This window comes from Thermophilibacter provencensis, from assembly GCF_030372065.1.
In the GTDB taxonomy this organism is placed as follows: Bacteria; Actinomycetota; Coriobacteriia; order Coriobacteriales; family Atopobiaceae; genus Thermophilibacter; species Thermophilibacter provencensis_A.
Genome location: NZ_JAUDEA010000007.1, coordinates 88,515 through 108,112, shown reverse-complemented (window position 1 = coordinate 108,112; position 19,598 = coordinate 88,515). Strand labels below are relative to the sequence as shown.

Below are 19,598 nucleotides of genomic sequence, written 5' to 3'. Positions count from 1 at the left end.
TACTCAAAACAGACTCATTATTCACTCTGCCATTCTCCTTCAGATCGCACAAAATGAAACTGCTCTGGAGCCGCAAGCCGCCGACAACGAATGGTCAGCGTTATTTCATTGCCATCTACGAATTGTTGATCGATTGTTTTTGCAGAGAAAGATATGGATAACCTTGTCGGCTTCTCGTCACCTCTGCCCGAATTGCCAAAGATTGATAGCCCCAGCTCTTGTCTGAACTACAGCTATTTGGCTCCCACTGCACGTCATCCGTTGTGTGGAGTTCGGCCGATATAATTGTCGGTAAGCGGTCGGCATCTATTTCGCTTCGTCTGTAACTAAATGTCGCGTTTACCGCAGCAATCATCACCCCCGGATGAACAGTGGGGTCCTTTGCTCGCCATTGACCATGCTCCAGCGCATCCTTGATTTCCACGCAAATAGCCATGATTACTTACTCCCTCACCACTCCCAGCAGCTTCTCAAAACTGTCTACCACGTCGTAGCACACATCAACATCGTCCATCTCGTTGAAGAGCTTCTTCGCGCGCAAGCTCTTCTCATCTGACAAGATAGTGTCACACGACCAAGGTCAACGCAGCGGGCTATACTGTCACGGGTAAAACCGACGAAAGGACTTCCATGAACGTCAGCAACGACGAGCTCGCGGCACTTCTCGGCGCGCTCTCCAACGCGAAGGCACCGTCCGGATTTGAGGACGAGACGCTGGCCGTGGCGCGCGAGTTCTGCGCGGGCTGGGCAACCTTTGACGAGAACACGCTGCGCGACGGTCTCATCGCCCCCAAGAACTTCACCGGCAAGAAGCCCGTCCTCATGCTGGACGCTCACGGCGACGAGGTGGGCGGCATGGTCAAGGCCGTCCTCTCCAACGGCACCATGAGCTTCGTGCAGCTGGGGCACTTCTCCCCCGGCACGCTGGCTGGCCAGGGCGTGTGGGTGCGCGCGACCGACGGCTCCTGGGTGCGCGGCGTCATTGGCGTGAAGCCGCCGCACTTCTGGACCGACGCCGAGCGCGCCTCCGGCAAGGCGGGCATGATCCTCGACGTGGGCGCCCGTTCGCGCGAGGAGGCCGTCGAGCACTTCCGCATGGGCATGGGCGAACCGTTTGTGCCGGACACCGCGTTCTCCTTTGACGCCGAGCGCGGCGTGGCATTTGGCAAGGCGTTCGACTGCCGCGCGGGCGTGTGCTCGATGCTCCTGGCGCTGCGCGAGCTCGCCAGCCGCGACGACCTGCCCGTTGACGTGGTGGCCTCGATCTCAGCCCAGGAGGAGGTCGGCGAGCGCGGGGTGGCCGCGGCGGCGAGGCACTTCTCCCCGGCGGCGGCGTACCTCTTTGAGGGCTGCCCGGCGGATGACACCTTCACGCCCGCGGACGAGGTCGGTGCCGCGCTGGGCAAGGGGCCGATGTTTCGCTACTTTGACGTCTGCATGATTACCAACCCGCGCTACCAGCGCTTTGTTCTTGGCGCCGCCAACGAGTGCGGCCTGCCCGCGCAGACCTCCGTGCGCGAGGGCGGCGGCACCAACGCCGGCATCCTGCACCAGCTGGACGTGCCGAGCGTGGTCGCGGGCATCCCCTGCCGCTACATCCACGCCGGCACCTCGGTCTGCGCGCCGGCGGACATCGTGAGCGCGGCGGAGATCGCCGTGGCCGTGGCCGAGCGGATGACCCCGGGGGTCCTGGCGAGCTTCTAGGCTATGGGCACGAGCCCCGTCTCTCACGCCTCGTCTAGTACAAAATGGCTACTTTTGGGTTTTGGCCCTCCCGCGCGTCAGCCGGGAGGGCTGTTTCGTGAGACTCTGTCCTGTTTTGGGCAACACCTTTTATATCGGCAGCCATCAGAAGAGCCCCAGGTTCTTCTCGCCGCGAGAAATGCCCAGTTGATGAAGACGGACGAGCTCTTGTCAGGCTCAAAAGACGGCTCCGCCATCAAACCTTTTGCCCAAAACCAAGCAGTTTCGCGCGGGTCCACCGCCGACAAAAGCGCGGGGCCGAGAAGAACCTCGACCCCGCGCCAACCGCGCGTTCTTCTCGCCTGGCGCTAAACCAGGTACTCCGCAATCTGCACCGCGTTTGTCGCCGCGCCCTTGCGAATCTGGTCGCCGCAGCACCAGAACGTGAGCGAGCTCACGCCCTCCGGCGCGGAGAGGTCGCGGCGCAGACGGCCAACGTAGATGAGGTCCTGGTCGGAGGTCTCGAGCGGCATGGGGTAGCGGCTCGTTGCGGGATCGTCTACCACCTTCACGCCCGGCGCGGCCTCCAGGATCGCACGTGCCTCATCAACGGAGATCGGGCGCTCAAACTCGCACGTGATGGACTCGGAGTGCGAGCGCACCACGGGCACGCGCACGCACGTGCAGTTAACGCGCAGCTCGGGCAGGTGCATGATCTTGCGGCCCTCGTTTTGCATCTTCATCTCCTCGGAGGTGTAGCCCTCCTCGTTGAAGCCGCCGATCTGCGGGATGAGGTTCTCCGCGAGCTGGTACTGGAAGGGCGCGCTCTCACCCACGGGCTCGCCGGCCGCAACGCAGCGAATCTCGCGTACGAGCTCGTCGAGGCCCGGCTTGCCCGCGCCGGACGCGGCCTGGTAGGTGGAAACGATGAGCCGCGTGAGGCCCGCCGCCTGGTGGAGCGGCCACACGGGCACCAGGCCGATGATCGTGGCACAGTTGGGGTTGGCGATGATGCCGTGATGGGCGGCAATGTCCGCGGCGTTGACCTCCGGCACCACGAGCGGCACGTCGGGCTCCAGGCGGAAGGCGTGGGAGTTGTCCACGCACACGGCGCCGCGCTTCACGGCCTCCGGGAGCAGCGCGCGGGCGGTTGCGTCGTCGGCGGCACCGAGGACGATGTCAACGCCCTCAAAGGCGTCTGCCGCGGCAAGCTGGCACGGCACGTCCTCGCCGCGGAAGGTCACGGGCTTGCCCACGGAGCGCTCGGATGCCAGCGGCACGAGGCGGCCCACCGGGAAGTTGCGCTCCTCGAGGCACTGGAGCATCTGCTGGCCCACGACGCCCGTGGCGCCCAGGATGGCAACGGTCTTCTCGCTCATGGCGTTTCCTTTCTCTTGCGCGGGGCTCGCAAAACCTGTCCCACTTTCTCTGAGAGAAATAACACGTCCCCAAATTGCAGACTAGCTGGCGGTGACCATCTCGTCGCGGACGAAGCGGTTGTAGATGACCTGGATAGCGCGCTCAAAGTCCTCGTTGTTGACGCCCATGATGATCGAGATCTCCTGCGAGCTCTGCGTGATCATGCGGATGTTGATGCCGGCCTCGCCGAGCGCGCCGAAGATCTTGCCCGAGGTGCCGCTTCGCTTGGACATGTTGCGGCCAACCACGGAGATGAGCGCGAGCTTGTCCACCATCGTGATGTCGTCCGGCTCGAGCTCGCGGCGGATGTCGGCCACGATGGAGTAGATCGAGTCCTTCACGTCGGCGCCGTTGACCACCACGGAGAACGAGTCCACGCCCGTGGGGATGTGCTCCACGGAGACGCCGTAGCGCTCCAGGATGGAGAGCGCGCGGCGCACAAAGCCGACCTCGTTGGACATGTGCGCCTTCTTCACGTGGACCGAGATGAAGTCGCGTTTGCCGGCAATGCCCGTGATGAGGTGCTCGTCCTCGCCAGCGCGGGCCTTCTCGCGGATGATCGTGCCCTCGTCTTGCGGACGGTTGGTGTTCTTGATCTGGATGGGGATGTTGACCTCGCGCACCGGGAAGATGGCCTCCTCCTGCAGGACCGAGGCGCCCATGTAGGAGAGCTCGCGCATCTCGTCAAAGGTGATGCGGCGGATGGAGCGCGGGTTCTCCACGATGCGCGGGTCGGCGGAGAGGAAGCCAGAGACGTCGGTCCAGTTCTCGTAGAGCCCGGCGTCGATGCAGCGCGCGAGGATGGCTCCCGTGATGTCGCCGCCGCCGCGCTGGAAGAGCTTGATCTGGCCGTCCACCGTGGCACCGTAGAAGCCGGGCAGCACAAACGAGCCCTGGCGCACCATCACGTCCTTGAGGCGTACGGCGGTGCGCTCCATGTCCACCTCGCCGTTGTGGTGAAAGACCACCACGTCAGCCGCGTCCACAAAGGGCATCTGCAGATACTCGGCCATGAGATGCGCGGTGAACCACTCGCCGCGGGAGACCACGTACTCGGGCGAGTGCTTCTTGATGTTCTTGGCAAAGAGCTCGAACTTCTCGTGAACTGGCCACTTGAGGCCCAGCTCGTCGGCAATGTCAACAAAACGCTGCTCGATGTCGGCGAGAAGGGCGGTGCAGTCCACGTGGTACTGGATGTGGGCGTTCACGAGCAGCAGGAGGTCGGTGATCTTGTTGTCCGCCGAGAAGCGCTTGCCCGCGGCGGAGACCACCACAAAGCGGCGGTCGGGGTCGGCATCGACGATGCTCTTGACCTTGCGAAACTGCTCGGCGGAGGCGACGGAGGACCCGCCGAACTTTGCGATCTTGATCATGAGAAGAACTCATCCTTTCTGGATGCGGCTCGAGCAAACCTGACAGATGATGACAAACTACCCTGTCACCTTTGTCATGATGACAAACTACCCTGTCACCTTTGTCATCACCGCGGCCATGAACGAGGTGGGGTCGGCGAGAAGGGCCTCGGAGAGAATCGCCCGCGCACCCTCGGCGGTGAGGTCACGGACGAGGTAAGCGCCCTCGCCGAAGGGCTCCTCGCCGTCGAGCTCGGCCGTGGTGCGGAACACGTAGTCCGCCCGCAGCAGCGTGGGGTCGTACGTGAGCTCGCGCGAGAAGTCGTAGGTCGGCCGCCGCGCGCCCGTGGCGCAGTCGAGCACGTCCTGGACGATGGCGTTGCCCGTGGGCAGGCTGCCGGCGCCCTGTCCGTAGAACCTGAGCTCGCCCACCGTGGTAGCGTCGAGCGTCACGAGGTTGAAGTTGCCGGGGACGCAGGCCTCGAGCGAGTCCTCCCCCACCGCCACGGGCTCAACCGCCACGGCGTAGCGCCCGTCACGACACGTGCCGCGGCCGAGCAGCTTCACCGTGCGCCCGCGCTTCGCAAAGAGGTCGAGGTCCGCCTTGGTGAGGTTGCGGATGCCCGTCACCGGGAGGTCCTTCTCGCATGCAACGTCAAAGGCCACGCTGGCCGAGATGATGGTCTTGTTGGCCACGTCGATGCCGTCGATGTCCGCGGAGGGGTCGCGCTCGGCGTAGCCCAGGCGCTGGGCCTCGGCGAGAACGTCGTCAAACTCGGCGCCCTGCCTGCGCATGGCGTCCACGATGTAGTTGGTCGTCCCGTTCATGATGCCCGAGAAGGACGTGACCTCGTCAATGCGGCGCGCCTTCTCGATGCCCGCGATCCACGGGATGCCGCCGCCCACGGAGGCCTCGATGTAGAGGCCCACGCCGGCGGCCTGAGCCGCACGAGCGAACTCTTCAAAGTGCGCCGCCACGACGGCCTTGTTGGAGGTCACGACGTGCTTTCCCGCCGCAAGGGCGGCCATGATGTAAGTGCGCGCGGGCTCAACGCCACCCATGCACTCGACCACGAGCTCGATCTTCTCGTCATCGAGAATCTCCTCATAGCTCGACGTCATGCGCGGGCCCGTGAGGCGGTCGGGCAGCTCGAGGATGCGGGCAACCTGCACCTGTGGCACGCGCGCGGAGATGATCTCGTCCACGCCGCGGCCCACCGTGCCGTAGCCGAGAAGGGCAATCTTCATTGACGTCCAATCTTTCGAGTGTGTGTCCATCGGGCGGGGTGCCGTGCCCGGAGGCTATGATACTTGCATCAAACGGCAACGCCCTCGACGCAAGGAGCACCCGTGAACACGTTCTACCACAGCACGCGCTCTGCCGCGGATTCCGTAACAAGCAAGCAAGCTATTCTCGCCGGAATCGCACCCGACGGCGGCCTCTACGTCTCCGACGCCCTCGGCGAGACGCGCCTTGCGCTCGAGGACGTCTGTGCGCAGGACTTCCACGCCACCGCGCGCCTCGTGCTCGGCACGCTGCTGCCGGACTACACCGCAGACGAGCTCGCCTCGTGCGTGGACGCCGCCTACGGCGCCCAGTGGGACAGCGAGGCAGTGTGCCCGCTCACGCCTCTCGGCACGGATTGGCTGCTCGAGCTCTACCACGGCCCCACCTGCGCCTTCAAGGACGTTGCCCTCCAGATGCTGCCGCAGCTCATGAGCGTGGCGCGCGCCGGGGACGGCCGCAAGATCATGGTGGTGACCGCCACCTCCGGAGATACCGGCAAGGCGGCGCTCGACGGCTTTGCGGGCGTTGAGGGAACGGGCGTCACCGTCTTCTACCCGTACGGCAAGGTCTCTGACATCCAGCGCCTCCAGATGGTCACGCAGCTCGGCGGCAACGTGGCGGTCTGCGCCGTACGCGGCACCTTTGACGACTGCCAGGGCGAGGTCAAGCGCATCTTTGCCGACCGCGAGCTGGCCAGCCGCCTCGCCGAGCGGGGCGTGGTGCTCTCGAGCGCCAACTCCATCAACGTCGGCCGCCTCGCGCCTCAGGTCACGTACTACTTTGACTCCTACGCCCAGCTCGTGCGCCGGGGCGTCGTGCGCATGGGCGAGGAGGTCACCTTCTGCGTTCCCACCGGCAACTTCGGCGATGTGCTCGCCGGCTACTACGCCAAGCGCATGGGCCTTCCCGTCCGCCGGCTTGTCGTTGCCTCCAACGCCAACGACGTCCTCACGGACTTCCTCACCACCGGCACCTACGACCGCCGCCGCGACTTCCACAAGACCATCTCGCCCTCCATGGACATCCTCGTCTCGTCCAACCTGGAGCGTCTGCTCTACTTTGCGAGCAAGGGGGACTGCGAGCTCGTCACCTCCCTCATGGCCGACCTCGCCGAGAAGGGCTTCTACACGGTGCCCGAGCGCGTGATGGACGAGATTCGCTCCACGTTTGCCTGCGGGCGCGCGGACGACGCGGACACCCGCGAGACGATCTTCGACACGTGGCGCGAGCTCGACGTGCTCATTGACCCGCACACCGCCGTGGCCAAGCACGTCCTCGACGCGCTGCCGGCCGACGGCACCGAGCGCGTGTGCCTCTCCACGGCAAGCCCCTACAAGTTCTGCGCTGACGTCCTCGCCGCCCTCGGTGAGGTCACCGACGGCATGAACGGCTTTGCCTGCATGGACGCCCTCGAGGCCAAGACGCGCACCGCGGCGCCCGCCCAGCTCTCCGGCCTGCGCGCGGATGCGGTCCTTCACGACGACGTCTGTGACCGCGAGCGCATGGGCGGCTTCGTGGAGAGCGCCTGCGCGCGGGTGTTCCTGTGATCGGGGCCGACGGCCGCGAGCGGCCCATGGTCATCGTCCGCGTCCCCGCCACGAGTGCGAACGTGGGCGTGGGCTTTGACTGCCTGGGCCTGGCGCTCGACCTCACGGCCACGTTTCTCATGACGCCCGTGGAGAAGCTCGAGGTGGTGGGCTGCGAGGAGCGCTTCCGCGGCGAGGACAACCTCGTCTGGCAGAGCTATCTCGATGCCTGCCGCGAGCTGGGCATCGAGGCACGCCCGCTCCACATAACCATCCTCTCCCCCATCCCGCTCTCGGGCGGCCTGGGGTCAAGCTCCGCCTGCGTGATTGCGGGCATCGGCGCGGCGATGGCGCTCTCGCCCGAGGGCTTTGACCGCACGCGCGCGCTCGAGCTCGCCGTCAAGCTCGAGGGACATCCGGACAACGTGGCGCCGGCGCTTCTCGGCGGGCTCGTGAGCTCGTTCGTGGACGGAGACGCCACCACGTCGACGCGCATGGACGTGGCGGACAACCTGCGCTTTGTTGCTGTTGCACCGCCCTATGAGGTGAGAACCGCCGAGGCACGGCGCGTCCTTCCCACCGAGGTCTCCCGCGACACCGCCGTCTGGCAGATGGGTCGCTGCGTGGCCGTGGTGCGCGCGCTCGAGACCGGCGACGCAGTGCTGCTCGCCGCCGCCTGCCATGACAAGCTCCACGAGCCGTACCGTGCACGCCTCATCCCGGATTACGACGCCCTACGCGCGGCGGCCCTTGGCGCTGGTGCCTGCGCGTTCATGATCTCCGGCTCCGGATCTACCATGATTGCGGTCGCAGATGGCGAGAAGAACGCGGGCGCCGTACGCGACGCGCTCGCCGCAACGTGTCCCGGCTACTGGCTCCAGACCCTGCCCGCTAACACGCTCGGCACCACCGTTGAGGTGCACTAGCCGCGGTCCTTCTCGCCGCCGACCTTCTCGCCCCTCTTGCTCTTCCCGCCGTCCCGGCGCCCCGCGCCCCAGCCCCCAAAGGAAGTTTTGGGCAAAAGGTTTGATGCACCCCCCCTCCTCCACATCAAACCTTTTGCCCACTACCCGTCATTTCCGGGCGAGAAGGACTGTTCTTCTCGGCTTGACGCCCATCCTTCTCGCCCCTATATCAAACTTGTTGCCCAAAACCAGCCCAAACCTCTCGGAAACGGCTTCCGGGATGACGCGGGACACCCTCATATCGCAAAACTTCCTGTTCTGAACAGTGGGCAGCACCGACAAGACGCCAGGCCGCCAGCATCACCCCTCGTCCAGGTCCTTGATGAGCTTGTTTCTCAGCCTCAGCTGGCGCGTTGCCGTCTTCCCGTCGGGCTTCTTCCAGCGCTGACCGAGCCCCTTTGCCACGGACTTTGCCACCTCGTCCATAAGCGCGCCGCGCTCGAGCATGTACCGGTCCACCTCGACGACCCTCCAGCCGTCGGCTCCAAGCACGTTGCTCTTTCTCATGTCGTACGAGCGCCTGCTTCGCTGCTTGTGCTGCGACCCCTGAAACTCGACGACCTGCCGCTTCTCGCCCCAGCAGATATCGCAGACAAACTCGTCGATCCCAAAGAGCTCAGCAGCGGCGGTGCTCAGCCCAACCCTCGCGTTGAGCGCGCCCGGTGCAAGCCCGTATCCCCCGCGACGCCGCGGCAAGGTGAGCACCATTGAGGTGACGGACTCCTCGGGGGACGCGGACCCGTCGAGCACGTACGCCAGCGCCTCCCGAGCGCGGTCGAGACCCCAGGGCATCCCCTCGCCCCGATTCAGCCTCAGCTCCTCAAGTCGACTGAGGTACCTTAATATCCGTGCCACCGAAGTCAGCGCCGGGCAGTTACAAAACGTATGGGCCACCCTCCCCCGCGCGTAATAGCCGCACAGCTCATACCCATAGGCAATTAGGAGGTCCCGGTCTAGCACGCGCGACATCTGGATGAAGGCAAGCTCTGGGGAGACAACCAGGACGCCATTGCCAAGCTCGCAAAACGATCCGATGGGATACGACCCCGTCATCAGATGGCAGGTTGCGTCTGAGGCAAAGCGACGGCCGGCCTGCCGAGAAACGCAGATGTGTAGCGGCTCGGACGTCAGCCCGAACTCGGCACGAACTAGTTTGATCTTCTCGGCGGCAAGCTTACCGGGGACGGTGGTCGCCCTGGTGCGCCGGGGCATCTCGCTCATAACGATGCCCCTCCCATCCTCAAAGAGCAGGCGCACGAGTAGGGGGCGCCGACCTTCCGAGGGTCGGATGCTGAGCGCGATCCGCTCCCCCACGCCCCTCCAAACCTGACGGGCGCTCTCAAAGCCGACCAACAGGCAATCACCCATAGCTCCTCCTTTCAGACCATGTAGGCGGAGCATAGCCCGCAGGCCTCTTGCGTGCTGAGTGGAGCTAACTGATAGTTAATGGTAAGTTAGTTGTAATGTAACGATTTTGCATCTAGCAGCGTATTCTAGTTAAGCAATCTATGGATTTGCTTTCATGTTTCATATCATCCCGGGCGTTCTTCTCATTTTCTCCAGAACTTCGCGCGCTGCTCAGAATCGCCGAGTTTTGGGTTTTGCCCCGTCGCGTGCTTCCGCCACCTGCCATTTGCGAGCGTTTTGGCAAGTTGTGGGCAACATCTTTGATATCAGACGAGGATTTCTGCCAACTTTTTCCTCAAGGGTCTTAGGCTAGGAGAAAAACCGCAGGTCGGCATTATGCAAAACCTCCCGAAATCGTACACGAGCAGCATGACCATCAAACTTTTTGCCCAAAACCGGCCGGAACAGTGAGGGGCGGCAACGGCGAGAAGGACTGACGGGTCGAGAAGGTACGGCGCGGCGAGAAGGACACCGCACAAGAAAACACCCGCTAACAGCGACGGCGGACCCGGGAGGAGGTCCGCCGTCACCTGACGCCAAATTACGGTGCGGCCACGCCGCAAGATAATCGCTAGCCGCCGAGATAGGCCTTGCGCACGTCGTCGTCAACGAGAAGCTCGGCCCCGGTGCCGGTCTTCTTGACCTGGCCGATCTCAAGCACGTAGGCGCGGTCGGCAATCTTGAGCGCCATGTTGGCGTTCTGCTCGACGAGCAGGATCGTGGTCCCGGCCTCGCCCAGCTGCTTCACAATGTCGAAGATCTCCTGCACCAGGATGGGCGCGAGGCCCATGGACGGCTCGTCGAGCATGAGCAGGCGCGGCTTGCTCATGAGCGCGCGACCCATGGCGAGCATCTGCTGCTCGCCGCCCGAGAGGGTGCCCGCCACCTGGCTGCGGCGCTCCTTGAGGCGCGGGAAGTGCGCGTAGACCTTCTCGAGCGTCTCGCGGTTCTCGGCGTCGGTGCGCGTGTAGCCGCCCATCTCGAGGTTCTCGGCAACGCTCATCTGCGTGAAGACGCGCCTTCCCTCGGGGCAGAGCGCCAGGCCGCGCTGCATGACCTTGTGGGCCGGAAGACCCGCAATGGAGGAGCCCTCCAGCTCGATGGTACCGGAGTCCGGCTTGATGAGCCCCGCCACGGTGTTGAGCGTCGTGGACTTGCCCGCGCCGTTGGCGCCGATGAGCGTCACGATCTCACCCTCGTTGATGTCAAAGGAGATGCCGCGCACCGCCTTGATGGCACCGTAGGAGACGTGCAGGTCCTTCACGGAGAGCAGGGACGCCATCTACCTCACCTCCTGCTTGCCCAGATAGGCCTCGATGACGCGCGGGTCGTTCTGGATCTGCTCGGGGGTGCCCTTGGCGATGATGCGCCCGTAGTCGAGCACGCCCACGACCTCGCACACGCCCATGACGAGCGACATGTCGTGCTCGATGAGCAGGATGGCAATCTGGAACTCGTCGCGGATCTTCTGGATGTTCTCCATGAGCTCCTCGGTCTCGGCCGGGTTCATGCCGGCCGCCGGCTCGTCGAGCAGGAGCACCTTGGGACCCGTCGCCAGGGCGCGCAGGATCTCCAGGCGCCGCTGGGCGCCGTACGGGAGGTTGCCCGCCAGCGAGCCCGCGTACTTGCGCATGTCAAAGATGTCGAGCAGCTCGAGCGCGCGATCGTGGAACTCGGCCTCCTGCCTCCAGTGGCCGGGCAGGCGCAGCATGTCCGTGAGCAGGTGGGACTTCATGGTGTTGCCAAAGCCCACGAGCACGTTCTCCTCAACGGTCATCTGCGAGAAGAGCCTGATGTTCTGGAAGGTGCGCGCAATGCCCATGCGGTTGACCTCGGCCACGGACTTGCCGGCGATGTCATAACCGTCAACGAGCACCGTGCCGCGCGTGGGCTTGTAGACGCTCGTGAGCAGGTTGAAGATCGTGGTCTTGCCGGCGCCGTTGGGGCCGATGAGGCCAGAGATCTCCGTGCGGCCCATGGCGATGTTGAAGTCGTCCACGGCGGTGAGGCCGCCAAAGTCAATGCCCAGGTGCTCGGCCTGCAGCACCGGGATGGTACCGAGGTCGCGCTCGGGAATGAGGTTGGGCGTCTCCATCTGAACGAGGACGGAACGGCGCTTCCTGCCCTTCTCGCTAGACATCGGCGCTCACCTCCTCTCCAGCCTTGCCATCCGAGGCGGCCCGCTTGGACCAGGGGAAGTCTCGGTTCATGACGCGCTCGATCACGCGGGAGAGCGAGAAGTCGTAGGAGCCAAGAAGACCCTGCGGCCTAAAGATCATCACGAGGATGAGGACGACGGCGTACGCGATCATGCGGTAGTCGGAGAACGCGCGCAGGGCCTCGGGCAGGATGGTGAGGACGGTCGCGGAGAGCACGGAGCCGAGCATCGAGCCCATTCCGCCGAGAACCACCATGACGAGGATCTCGATCGACTGCATGAAGCCAAAGTTGGCTGGCTGGAGCACGCCCACGCAGCCCGCGTAGAGACCGCCCGCCACGCCCGCAAAGAACGCGGAGACCACAAAGGCGAGCGTCTTGTAGTAGGTGGTGTTGACGCCCGTGGCCTCGGCCGCAATCTCGTTGTCACGAATGGCCAGGATGGCGCGGCCGTGACGGGACTTCATCATCGTGTGGACGAGGAAGCACACAACGGCCACGGCGAGAAACACGTTGAGGAAGTTCGAGTAGCTCGGGATGCCCGTGAGGCCGGCGGCGCCGCGCGTGAGCTCAAAGCCGAGCACGTCGTCGATGTTGAGCATCACGACGCGGATGATCTCGGCGAAGGCGAGCGTGATGATGGCAAGGTAGTCGCCCTTGAGGCGGAGCGCCGGGATACCGATGATCACGCCGGCCACGGCCGCACAGAGGCCGCCAAAGACCACGCCCGCAAACACGATGAGCCCGACCAGGGGGCCGCCCGCCACGATGTCACGCCCGGTCATGCCGAGCGTCTCAGTGAGGCGCATGATGAAGATGGCGCAGCCGTACGCGCCCACGGACATGAACCCCGCGTGTCCGAGCGGGAGCTGTCCCAGGTAGCCCGTCGCCACGTTGAGGGAGACGGCCATGATGATGTAGACGCCCACCTGCTGGAGGACCGAGGTCTGATAGCGCGTGATGGCGCCGCCGTCGATCATGAGCTCGCCCACAACAAGGACGAGAAGGACGAGCAGGGCGTTGATGGCGTAGCGCGCCGCCATGGGCAGCGAGCGCCGCTTGCCGGCGGGGGCGGGGCCGCGCCCGCCGGTGGAGATGATGGGCCGCTTCTCGGCCATGAGCTCCTCTTCCATGCTCACACCCCCTAGACCTTCTCGCTCATGGTGCGGCCGAAGATGCCGGTGGGACGCACGATGAGCACGATGATGAGCAGCAGGAACACGACCGCGTCGCGCCACACGGAAAGGCCGATGGCCGAGACGAAGACCTCGGAGAAGCCAACGAGCATGGCACCCACGACGGCACCCGGAATGGAGCCGATGCCGCCCAGGACCGCGGCGACAAAGGCCTTGGTGCCGAGCATCATGCCCATGGTGGGCGTTGCCTGCGGGTAGGCCATCACGTAGAGAATGGCGCCGATGCCCGCGAGCGCGGAGCCCACGGCAAAGGTGAAGGTGATCGTGTTGTTGACGTTGACGCCCATGAGACGGGCGGCGCCCATGTCCTCGGAGACGGCGCGCATGGCCTTGCCGAGCTTGGTCTTCTGCACGAGGAAGGTGAGCACCACGGTGGAGATCGCGGTCACGAGCACCGTGATGAGCGCCACAAAGGAGAGCGAGAGACCGCCCACCTGGATGCTCGACACCGGCGCGAAGGAGGGAACCACCTTTGCGTCCGCACCAAAGATGAGCTGGGCGCCGTTCTCGAGGAAGTAGGAGACGCCAATGGCCGTGATGAGCACCGAGAGGCGCGGGGCGTTTCTCAGCGGGGCGTACGCGACCTTGTCGATGACAACGCCGAGCAGCGTGCAGCCCGCAACGGAGAGCAGCATGGCAACAACGGGGTTGAGGCCCAGCTGCGCGAGCACGATCCACAGGATGTAGGCTCCGGCCATGATGATGTCGCCATGGGCGAAGTTGAGCAGCAAGATGATGCCGTACACCATCGTGTAGCCCAGAGCGACAAGTGCGTAGATGCTGCCGAGCTGCAGGCCATTCAGGACCTGCGAGACTATCAGCGCGACGCCATCCACAACATCACTCCTCTCAGTGAACGGGGGTGGCGGGGCCACCCGCAAACTTGCGAAAAGGGGCACCGAGCACGCGCCCGATGCCCCAGGCAGAGCGAAAAAGCCAGGTTACGCCGTGGCGTCGATGGTCTCGAAGACCTCCTCGGCGCCATCCTCGGTGAAGGTGAGGATGAGCGAGGACTTGACCGGGTCGCCGGTGCCCTCGTAGGCGATGGTGCCCGTAACGCCCTCGACGGAGCCCGCGGCGATACCGTCAATCACGGCCTGGAGGTACTCGTCGGAGCCGGCCTCGAGACCCGCCTCCTCGGCAGCGGCAATGCCGGCCGCGAGTACCATGGCGGCGTCATAGCCGAGCGCGCAGAAGTTGGTGGGCGTCTCGCCGTAGGCGGCCTCGTAGTCAGCCGTGAACTGGGCGGCAAGGCCCTCGTCGTTGGCCGAGGAGAACGCGCAGCAGTAGTAGCAGTTCTGGAGGTCCTCGGCGGAGGCGTAGTCGGCAACGCCAGACCAGCCGTCAACGCCCAGGATCACGCCGGTGTAGCCCTGCTGACGGGCCTGGGTGACGATGAGGCCGTCGTCCTCGTAGTAGTTGGGGGCGAGGATGGCATCCGGGTTGGTGGCGATGATGGTGGTGAGCTGCGAGTTGAAGTCAACGTCACCGGCGGAGTAGGACTGCTCGGTGGTGATGGTGATGCCGAGCGCCTTGGCCTCCTCGACAAAGGCGTTGTTGACGCCCTCGTTGTAGTCGTCGCCCTTGAGGTAGAGGGTGCCGATGTTCTTGTAGCCCTGCTCGTTGGCAAAGGCGGCCATGATGCGGCCCTGCTCGGGGTCGGTCACGCAGGCGCGGAACGTGTTGTTGCCGTAGGTGACGATCTCGGCCGCGGTGGCGGACGGGGTGACGCACGGCATGTTGTCGTTCACGGACTGCTGCGCCACGGCGGTGGTGGGGCCGGTGGTGACGTCGCCCACGATGCCCACGACGCCCTGCTCGACGAGGAGGTTGTAGGCGGTCACGGCCTGCGTGGGATCGCCCTGCTCGTCCTCCACGAGGTACTCGACCTGCTTGCCGTTGATGCCGCCGTCCTCGTTGAGCTGGTCAAAGTAGAGCTGAGCGCCGTTGCGGCAGGCGATGCCGTAGTTGGCAACGTCGCCGGTGTGCGGGCCGAGGATGCCAACCTTGATGCTGGAGGCGCCGTCGCCGCCCTCGGAGCCGCCCTCGTTACCACCGCACGCGGCAAGGCTGAGGCCGGCCATCGCAACTGCGGAAGCCTGCACAAACTGGCGCCTGGAAACGTTCTTGAACATGTCTTTCTCCTCCCGTCGCTTCTTACAGAACAAAGCGTGAGGAATACGCTACGCCGCCTTCAGCGAGCGCTTCATTATGTGGAGGATTTGTTAACCGAGCTGTGACGCTTATGACACGTCTGAAACAAAATCAGCGACCGCGGCGCGCTCTGAGGCGTCCCACCAGCCAGGCGAGAAGCGCGCCCGTTGCCAGGCCGGCAAGGTCGATGAGCACGTCCGTGGGCTGACCCGAGCGCCCGGGCACAAACAGCTGCAGGCACTCGTCTACCACCGGCACCATCACAACCATGATGACAAAGGTGACAGGGTAATTTGTCATGAAACTCGCGCGCTCGCTGCGAAGTGCCCCGTAAAGGCAGCGGGCCAGAACGCCGAGCACGGCGTACTCCGAGAAGTGCGCGCCCTTGCGCACGATGAGCGACATGAGGTCGACGTCGGTCACGCCGAGCGCCTCGAAGACGGGGCGCATGAGCGAGACCACCATCCCACTCTCAAGCGACGATTGAGGGCCCTGGATGAGCGAGTGCCCCCAGATGAAGGTCACCCAGCAGCATAACGCGACGGTCCACCGGAGGGAGGACCGTCGCGCCGAGTCGTTCTTCTCGCCGAGCGTCACGCCTGGGCCACCAGGGGCTCGGAGAAGTGCTTGGGAACGTAGGTAGAAGCCGTGGCGCCCGTGCCCGCGAGGTGGCGCGAGCTCGCGCTCGTGCCGCCCTCGAGCAGGCGCAGGAAGCGCTTGGAGGTGCGGCGCACCGCAGTGGAGGCGTTCTTGGAGAACTCGTCCTCGATGAGGTAGTCGATATAGCTCTCGGTGTCCACGACCTCGGGGTGGCCGGCAGGGGTCCTAAACGGGATGAACGAGGTCTCGAGCTCGAGGTTGTCGGGCTCGTCGAGCGTGTCCGCACCGCCCACGGTGTCGATGAAGCCGATGGGGTCGCGCTGGGGCGCCTCCTCCGCGATCTTCTCGTCCATGGAGCGCAGCGCGCGAATCCACTCGTCCGTCTCCTCAATGTCCTTCACGCTGCGGCGCTCGGGATAGGCGCCCTCGTCAATCTGCGCAACGCGACGGGAGATGCCCTCGGAGCGCTTGGCGCGGTCTGCCAGAATCTCGCTGTCGGAGCGCGAGAAGTCCGAGGGGATGGCATAGGAGTCGGTATCAGCGACAAACCCGGTGTTGGCCGAGATGGCTGCGGCCCCCACGGCCGTCTGCCACCACGAGGTGCCCACGTCGCCAACGGATCCGTCGGCACGCTCGATGACGGGCACGCCCTCCATCATGCTCGCGCCCATGCGCTCGCGCAGCGTTGCGGCAACGCCCTCGGCGCGGCGCGCCATGCGCGCGCGGAAGGTCATCTTGCGAGCGTAGTTCTCGGCGATCTGCTCGTAGTTGCTCGCGGCGTGGCTCGGGCCGTGCGACTCCTCCTTGGTGGGAGCGGCCTCGGGCTCGTCCTCGGACTCGGGCTCGGCGGAGAGCTCGGCGCGCATGTGGCGCGGACGATACTTCTCCCCGCCCTCGTCAACGGGTCCGTCGGGCTCGTCCGGAAGCTCGCTTACGGCTCGACGGCGACGCGAGATGAGGCTCGCCGTGCCCACGATCGCACCGGTAAGGAGCGCGCCGCCAACCACGCCCGCCGCAAAGGCGGTCGTGGGCGACGTAAAGAAACCGTCCAGCGTCTCCTTGAGCGAGAGCGCCTGAGCCGTCTGCGGCACAAAAGCGCCCGCCGCGCCCAGAAGGCCCGCTACGATGGCCGGGTTTCTTCTCTCACCCATGTATGGTTCCGCTCCTCCCAGAGACGGAAGACGAGACGAACTTCAAACCATGAGATTCCGCCCCGGGGGACGGTTGGCTGCGTCAACGGTTTGGGCTTCGTTTCATCTTCGTATACCGTGACTTGTCCGTTGGCCGGACTTATCGAATATACCTGCTTTTTACGGCCGTATGCAAGGGATTAATAAGATTTTGAGCCTCATTTGTTGCAGGCGGGCAGACTTTGCCAGCGGGCGTGCTCCCGGGGCGCGCCAGCCCGCGGACGGCCCCCGATGCCCGACGGCATCCGTCAGCGCATGCACGTTTTGGGAAGTTTTGCGATATGAGCCCCCGCGTGCTTCTCGCCACGCCGTATTCCAAGGGTTTCGGCTAGTTTTGGGCAACATCTTTTATATTGGCCCCCGACTTGGACTCCCAATTTTTCCCAAGCTGCCCACCAGACATCGATTTTGCACGTTTAGCTTTGATTTTGGGCAAAATGTTTTATGAAGCGCCTCCTCTTCCATCAAACATTTTGCCCAAAACCTCCCGTAACGCACGGGGGGCAACGCGGCGAGAAGCGCAGGCGATGGCGCAGGGCTCCTCAAACGAGCGCCCGCCACGCTTGGGTTGCGTGGCGGGCGCCAAACCATCTCTGGATAAAGAGCGCGGCGAGAAGAACCTAGCCCACGTAGCCGGACTGAGCGGCCTTCTTTGCGCTCTTGATGAGGAACTCGCTGTTGGAGTCCGTCTCCTTCAGGCCGCGCACGAGCGCGTTGGCCGCGCGCTCCACGTTGTTCATGTTGGCGAGGATGCGACGGATGCCCCAAACGAGCGGCTGGTACTCCGGCGAGATGAGCAGGTCCTCGTTTCTCGTACCGGAGGCGACCGGGTCGATGGCCGGGAAGATGCGCTTGTCGGCGAGCTCGCGGTCGAGCTTGAGCTCCATGTTGCCGGTGCCCTTGAACTCCTCGAAGATGACCTCGTCCATCTTGGAGCCGGTATCCACGAGCGCGGAAGCGATGATCGTGAGAGAGCCGCCGTTCTCGATGTTGCGCGCGGCACCGAGGAACTTCTTTGGCGGGTAGAGCGCCGCGGAGTCAACGCCGCCGGAGAGGATACGGCCGCTCGCCGGCTGGGCGAGGTTGTAGGCACGCGCCAGACGGGTGATGGAGTCGAGCACCACCACAACGTCCTCCCCCAGCTCCACGAGACGCTTGGCGTGCTCGATCACGAGCTCCGAGACGTGCGTGTGGTTGTCCGCCGGCATGTCAAAGGTCGAGGCCACGACCTCGCCCTTGATGGAGCGCTCCATGTCCGTGACCTCCTCGGGGCGCTCGTCCACGAGCAGGCAGAAGAGGTGCACCTCGGGGTTGTTGGCGGCAATGGACTGGCAGATCTTCTTGAGGACCGTGGTCTTGCCGGCCTTGGGCGGAGAGACGATAAGGCCGCGCTGACCCTTACCGATGGGAGAGACCAGGTCGATGGCACGTCCGGTGATGGAGTCCTTGCCGCACTCCATGACCAGGCGCTCGTTGGGATAGACGGGCGTGAGGTCGCGGAAGCGCGGGCGGCTCTTCAGGTTCTCCGGCGCATGGCCGTTGACGGACGTCACGCTCTGAAGCGGCGGGTACTTGCTGTTGGCGCGGCCGGGACCGACGGTGCCCGCCACGCGGTCGCCGGGACGAAGCCCGAGCGAGCGAATGATCTGCTGGTGAACGAAGGCGTCGTCGTCGCCCTCCATGTAGTTGCCGGTGCGAACCCAGCCGTAGCCCTCGTTTCCGATCTCGAGGATGCCGTCAACCGAGCGGAAGCCCTCGGCACGCGCGGCGGCGGCGTAGACCGCCTCGACGAGGTCGCCCTTGCGGACGCCGGCGTAGTCAATCTCGAGCTCGGCGGCCTTGGCGCGCAGCTCGGCGACCTTCATCGCCGCAAGCTCGTCACGGGTGAGCGAGGGCTCGGCAACAAAGTCCTGCCTGCGGTTGCGCCTGCGGTCGCGGCCGTTCTGGCGACGGCCCTGGCCACCCTGCCCCTGCTGGGAGCCCGCGTTGCCGCCCTTCTCGCCACCTGTGGCGTCGCCGGACTGGTGGTCCTTCTGGTGACGGCGCTTGCGCCCGGGGCGCGGGGCGTCTCCCTGGTGCGCGGCCTCCTCCGGGGCATCGGCCGTCTCGGCCGCCGGCGCGAGCGTCTGGGACGGCATCTCCGTGGGCTCGGAGCTGGCCACGGTCGCATCCTGCGTGACCTTGGTCATCTCGTCAACCGGGGCCGTCTCGGACTTACGGGGCCGGCCGCGGCGGCGCTTGGGGGCGGGAGCCTCCTGCGCGACGGCCTCGGCTGCCGGGGCAGCAACGGGCGCGGGCGCAGCCTCTGTTCCGGCGCTCGCGGCGCCGGACTGAGCCTGCTCGGAAGCGGCCGCCGCGACCTGCTCGGACTTTCTCGGCCTGCCACGGCGGCGCTTGGGGGGCCAGGGCTCGCCCGCTGCCTCGGCGGCGGCGCGAGCGGCGGCCTCGGCTGCGCGGGCCGCCTCCATCTCCGCCTTGGTTCTGCGACGGCGGCGCGGCTTGGCGGGAGCCTCCCCGACCTTCTCGACGCTCGGCTCGCCCTGGGCGGCAGCGCCCTCGGTCGAAACAGCGGGAGTCACATCGTCCGGCATATGTCTACCTCTCATGTAGTGTGCGCGCACGCTGTGCCCGGATATATCCGCATAGTCAGGGTTTTGGGCA

Annotated in this window: 16 protein-coding genes; 3 read left to right on the top strand and 13 right to left on the bottom strand. The window is 65.2% G+C overall.

The genetic code is table 11. From position 1 onward, the window contains the following. Positions 1 to 115 precede the first annotated feature (115 nt). Positions 116 to 436, bottom strand: a complete 321-nt coding sequence (locus tag QUW25_RS05980; RefSeq protein WP_289511306.1) for a hypothetical protein — start codon at positions 434 to 436, stop codon at positions 116 to 118. A 194-nt stretch (positions 437 to 630) separates the two neighbouring features. Between QUW25_RS05980 and QUW25_RS05975 the strand changes: the two genes are divergently transcribed. Further along, a complete protein-coding gene (locus tag QUW25_RS05975) occupies positions 631 to 1,704 on the top strand; it encodes a M42 family metallopeptidase (RefSeq protein ID WP_289511305.1) in 1,074 nt (357 codons plus the stop codon). Positions 1,705 to 2,051: 347 nt separating this feature from the next. Here the strand turns inward: QUW25_RS05975 and QUW25_RS05970 are convergent, their stop codons facing one another. The 3 genes from QUW25_RS05970 to QUW25_RS05960 form a co-directional block, all read right to left on the bottom strand. Further along, positions 2,052 to 3,062 carry an aspartate-semialdehyde dehydrogenase gene (locus QUW25_RS05970; protein WP_289511304.1) on the bottom strand — a complete coding sequence of 337 codons (1,011 nt, stop codon included), beginning with the start codon at positions 3,060 to 3,062 and terminating at the stop codon, positions 2,052 to 2,054. Positions 3,063 to 3,143: 81 nt separating this feature from the next. Continuing rightward, the gene (locus QUW25_RS05965) at positions 3,144 to 4,475 is read right to left on the bottom strand and encodes an aspartate kinase (RefSeq protein ID WP_289511303.1); all 1,332 of its coding nucleotides are present in this window, start codon (positions 4,473 to 4,475) and stop codon (positions 3,144 to 3,146) included. 87 nt (positions 4,476 to 4,562) lie between these two features. Next, positions 4,563 to 5,702 (bottom strand): homoserine dehydrogenase, encoded by a 1,140-nt coding sequence (locus tag QUW25_RS05960; RefSeq protein ID WP_289511302.1) that lies wholly within the window; start codon positions 5,700 to 5,702, stop codon positions 4,563 to 4,565. Between the two features lie 102 nt (positions 5,703 to 5,804). Between QUW25_RS05960 and thrC the strand changes: the two genes are divergently transcribed. Next, positions 5,805 to 7,289: a threonine synthase gene (thrC, locus tag QUW25_RS05955; RefSeq protein WP_289511301.1), complete on the top strand. Its 1,485-nt coding sequence runs from the start codon at positions 5,805 to 5,807 to the stop codon at positions 7,287 to 7,289. Next, complete coding sequence (gene thrB / locus QUW25_RS05950; protein ID WP_289511300.1) at positions 7,286 to 8,194, top strand: homoserine kinase; 909 nt, start codon at positions 7,286 to 7,288, stop codon at positions 8,192 to 8,194. Before thrC ends, thrB begins: the two co-directional genes overlap by 4 nt. A 339-nt stretch (positions 8,195 to 8,533) precedes the next feature. Here the strand turns inward: thrB and QUW25_RS05945 are convergent, their stop codons facing one another. The 9 genes from QUW25_RS05945 to rho all read right to left on the bottom strand — a co-directional run bounded on the left by QUW25_RS05945 (position 8,534) and on the right by rho (position 19,528). After that, complete coding sequence (locus QUW25_RS05945) at positions 8,534 to 9,601, bottom strand: DUF559 domain-containing protein (RefSeq protein ID WP_289511299.1); 1,068 nt, start codon at positions 9,599 to 9,601, stop codon at positions 8,534 to 8,536. Between the two features lie 610 nt (positions 9,602 to 10,211). Further along, positions 10,212 to 10,922, bottom strand: coding sequence for an ABC transporter ATP-binding protein (locus QUW25_RS05940; protein WP_289511298.1), 711 nt, complete (start codon positions 10,920 to 10,922; stop codon positions 10,212 to 10,214). Beyond that, the gene (locus QUW25_RS05935) at positions 10,923 to 11,780 is read right to left on the bottom strand and encodes an ABC transporter ATP-binding protein (RefSeq protein ID WP_289511297.1); all 858 of its coding nucleotides are present in this window, start codon (positions 11,778 to 11,780) and stop codon (positions 10,923 to 10,925) included. Beyond that, positions 11,773 to 12,930, bottom strand: a complete 1,158-nt coding sequence (locus QUW25_RS05930; RefSeq protein ID WP_289511296.1) for a branched-chain amino acid ABC transporter permease — start codon at positions 12,928 to 12,930, stop codon at positions 11,773 to 11,775. Before QUW25_RS05930 ends, QUW25_RS05935 begins: the two co-directional genes overlap by 8 nt. Positions 12,931 to 12,941: 11 nt before the next feature. Next, complete coding sequence (locus QUW25_RS05925; RefSeq protein ID WP_354003632.1) at positions 12,942 to 13,814, bottom strand: branched-chain amino acid ABC transporter permease; 873 nt, start codon at positions 13,812 to 13,814, stop codon at positions 12,942 to 12,944. Between the two features lie 120 nt (positions 13,815 to 13,934). After that, on the bottom strand, positions 13,935 to 15,128 hold the full coding sequence (locus tag QUW25_RS05920) for an ABC transporter substrate-binding protein (RefSeq protein ID WP_289511294.1): 1,194 nt from the start codon (positions 15,126 to 15,128) through the stop codon (positions 13,935 to 13,937). Between the two features lie 130 nt (positions 15,129 to 15,258). After that, the gene (locus tag QUW25_RS05915) at positions 15,259 to 15,744 is read right to left on the bottom strand and encodes a VanZ family protein (protein ID WP_289511293.1); all 486 of its coding nucleotides are present in this window, start codon (positions 15,742 to 15,744) and stop codon (positions 15,259 to 15,261) included. Next, positions 15,741 to 16,898 (bottom strand): EGFR-like transmembrane domain-containing protein, encoded by a 1,158-nt coding sequence (locus QUW25_RS05910; protein ID WP_289511292.1) that lies wholly within the window; start codon positions 16,896 to 16,898, stop codon positions 15,741 to 15,743. Before QUW25_RS05910 ends, QUW25_RS05915 begins: the two co-directional genes overlap by 4 nt. A 659-nt stretch (positions 16,899 to 17,557) precedes the next feature. Then, on the bottom strand, positions 17,558 to 19,528 hold the full coding sequence (rho, locus tag QUW25_RS05905; RefSeq protein WP_289511291.1) for a transcription termination factor Rho: 1,971 nt from the start codon (positions 19,526 to 19,528) through the stop codon (positions 17,558 to 17,560). Positions 19,529 to 19,598 lie beyond the last annotated feature (70 nt).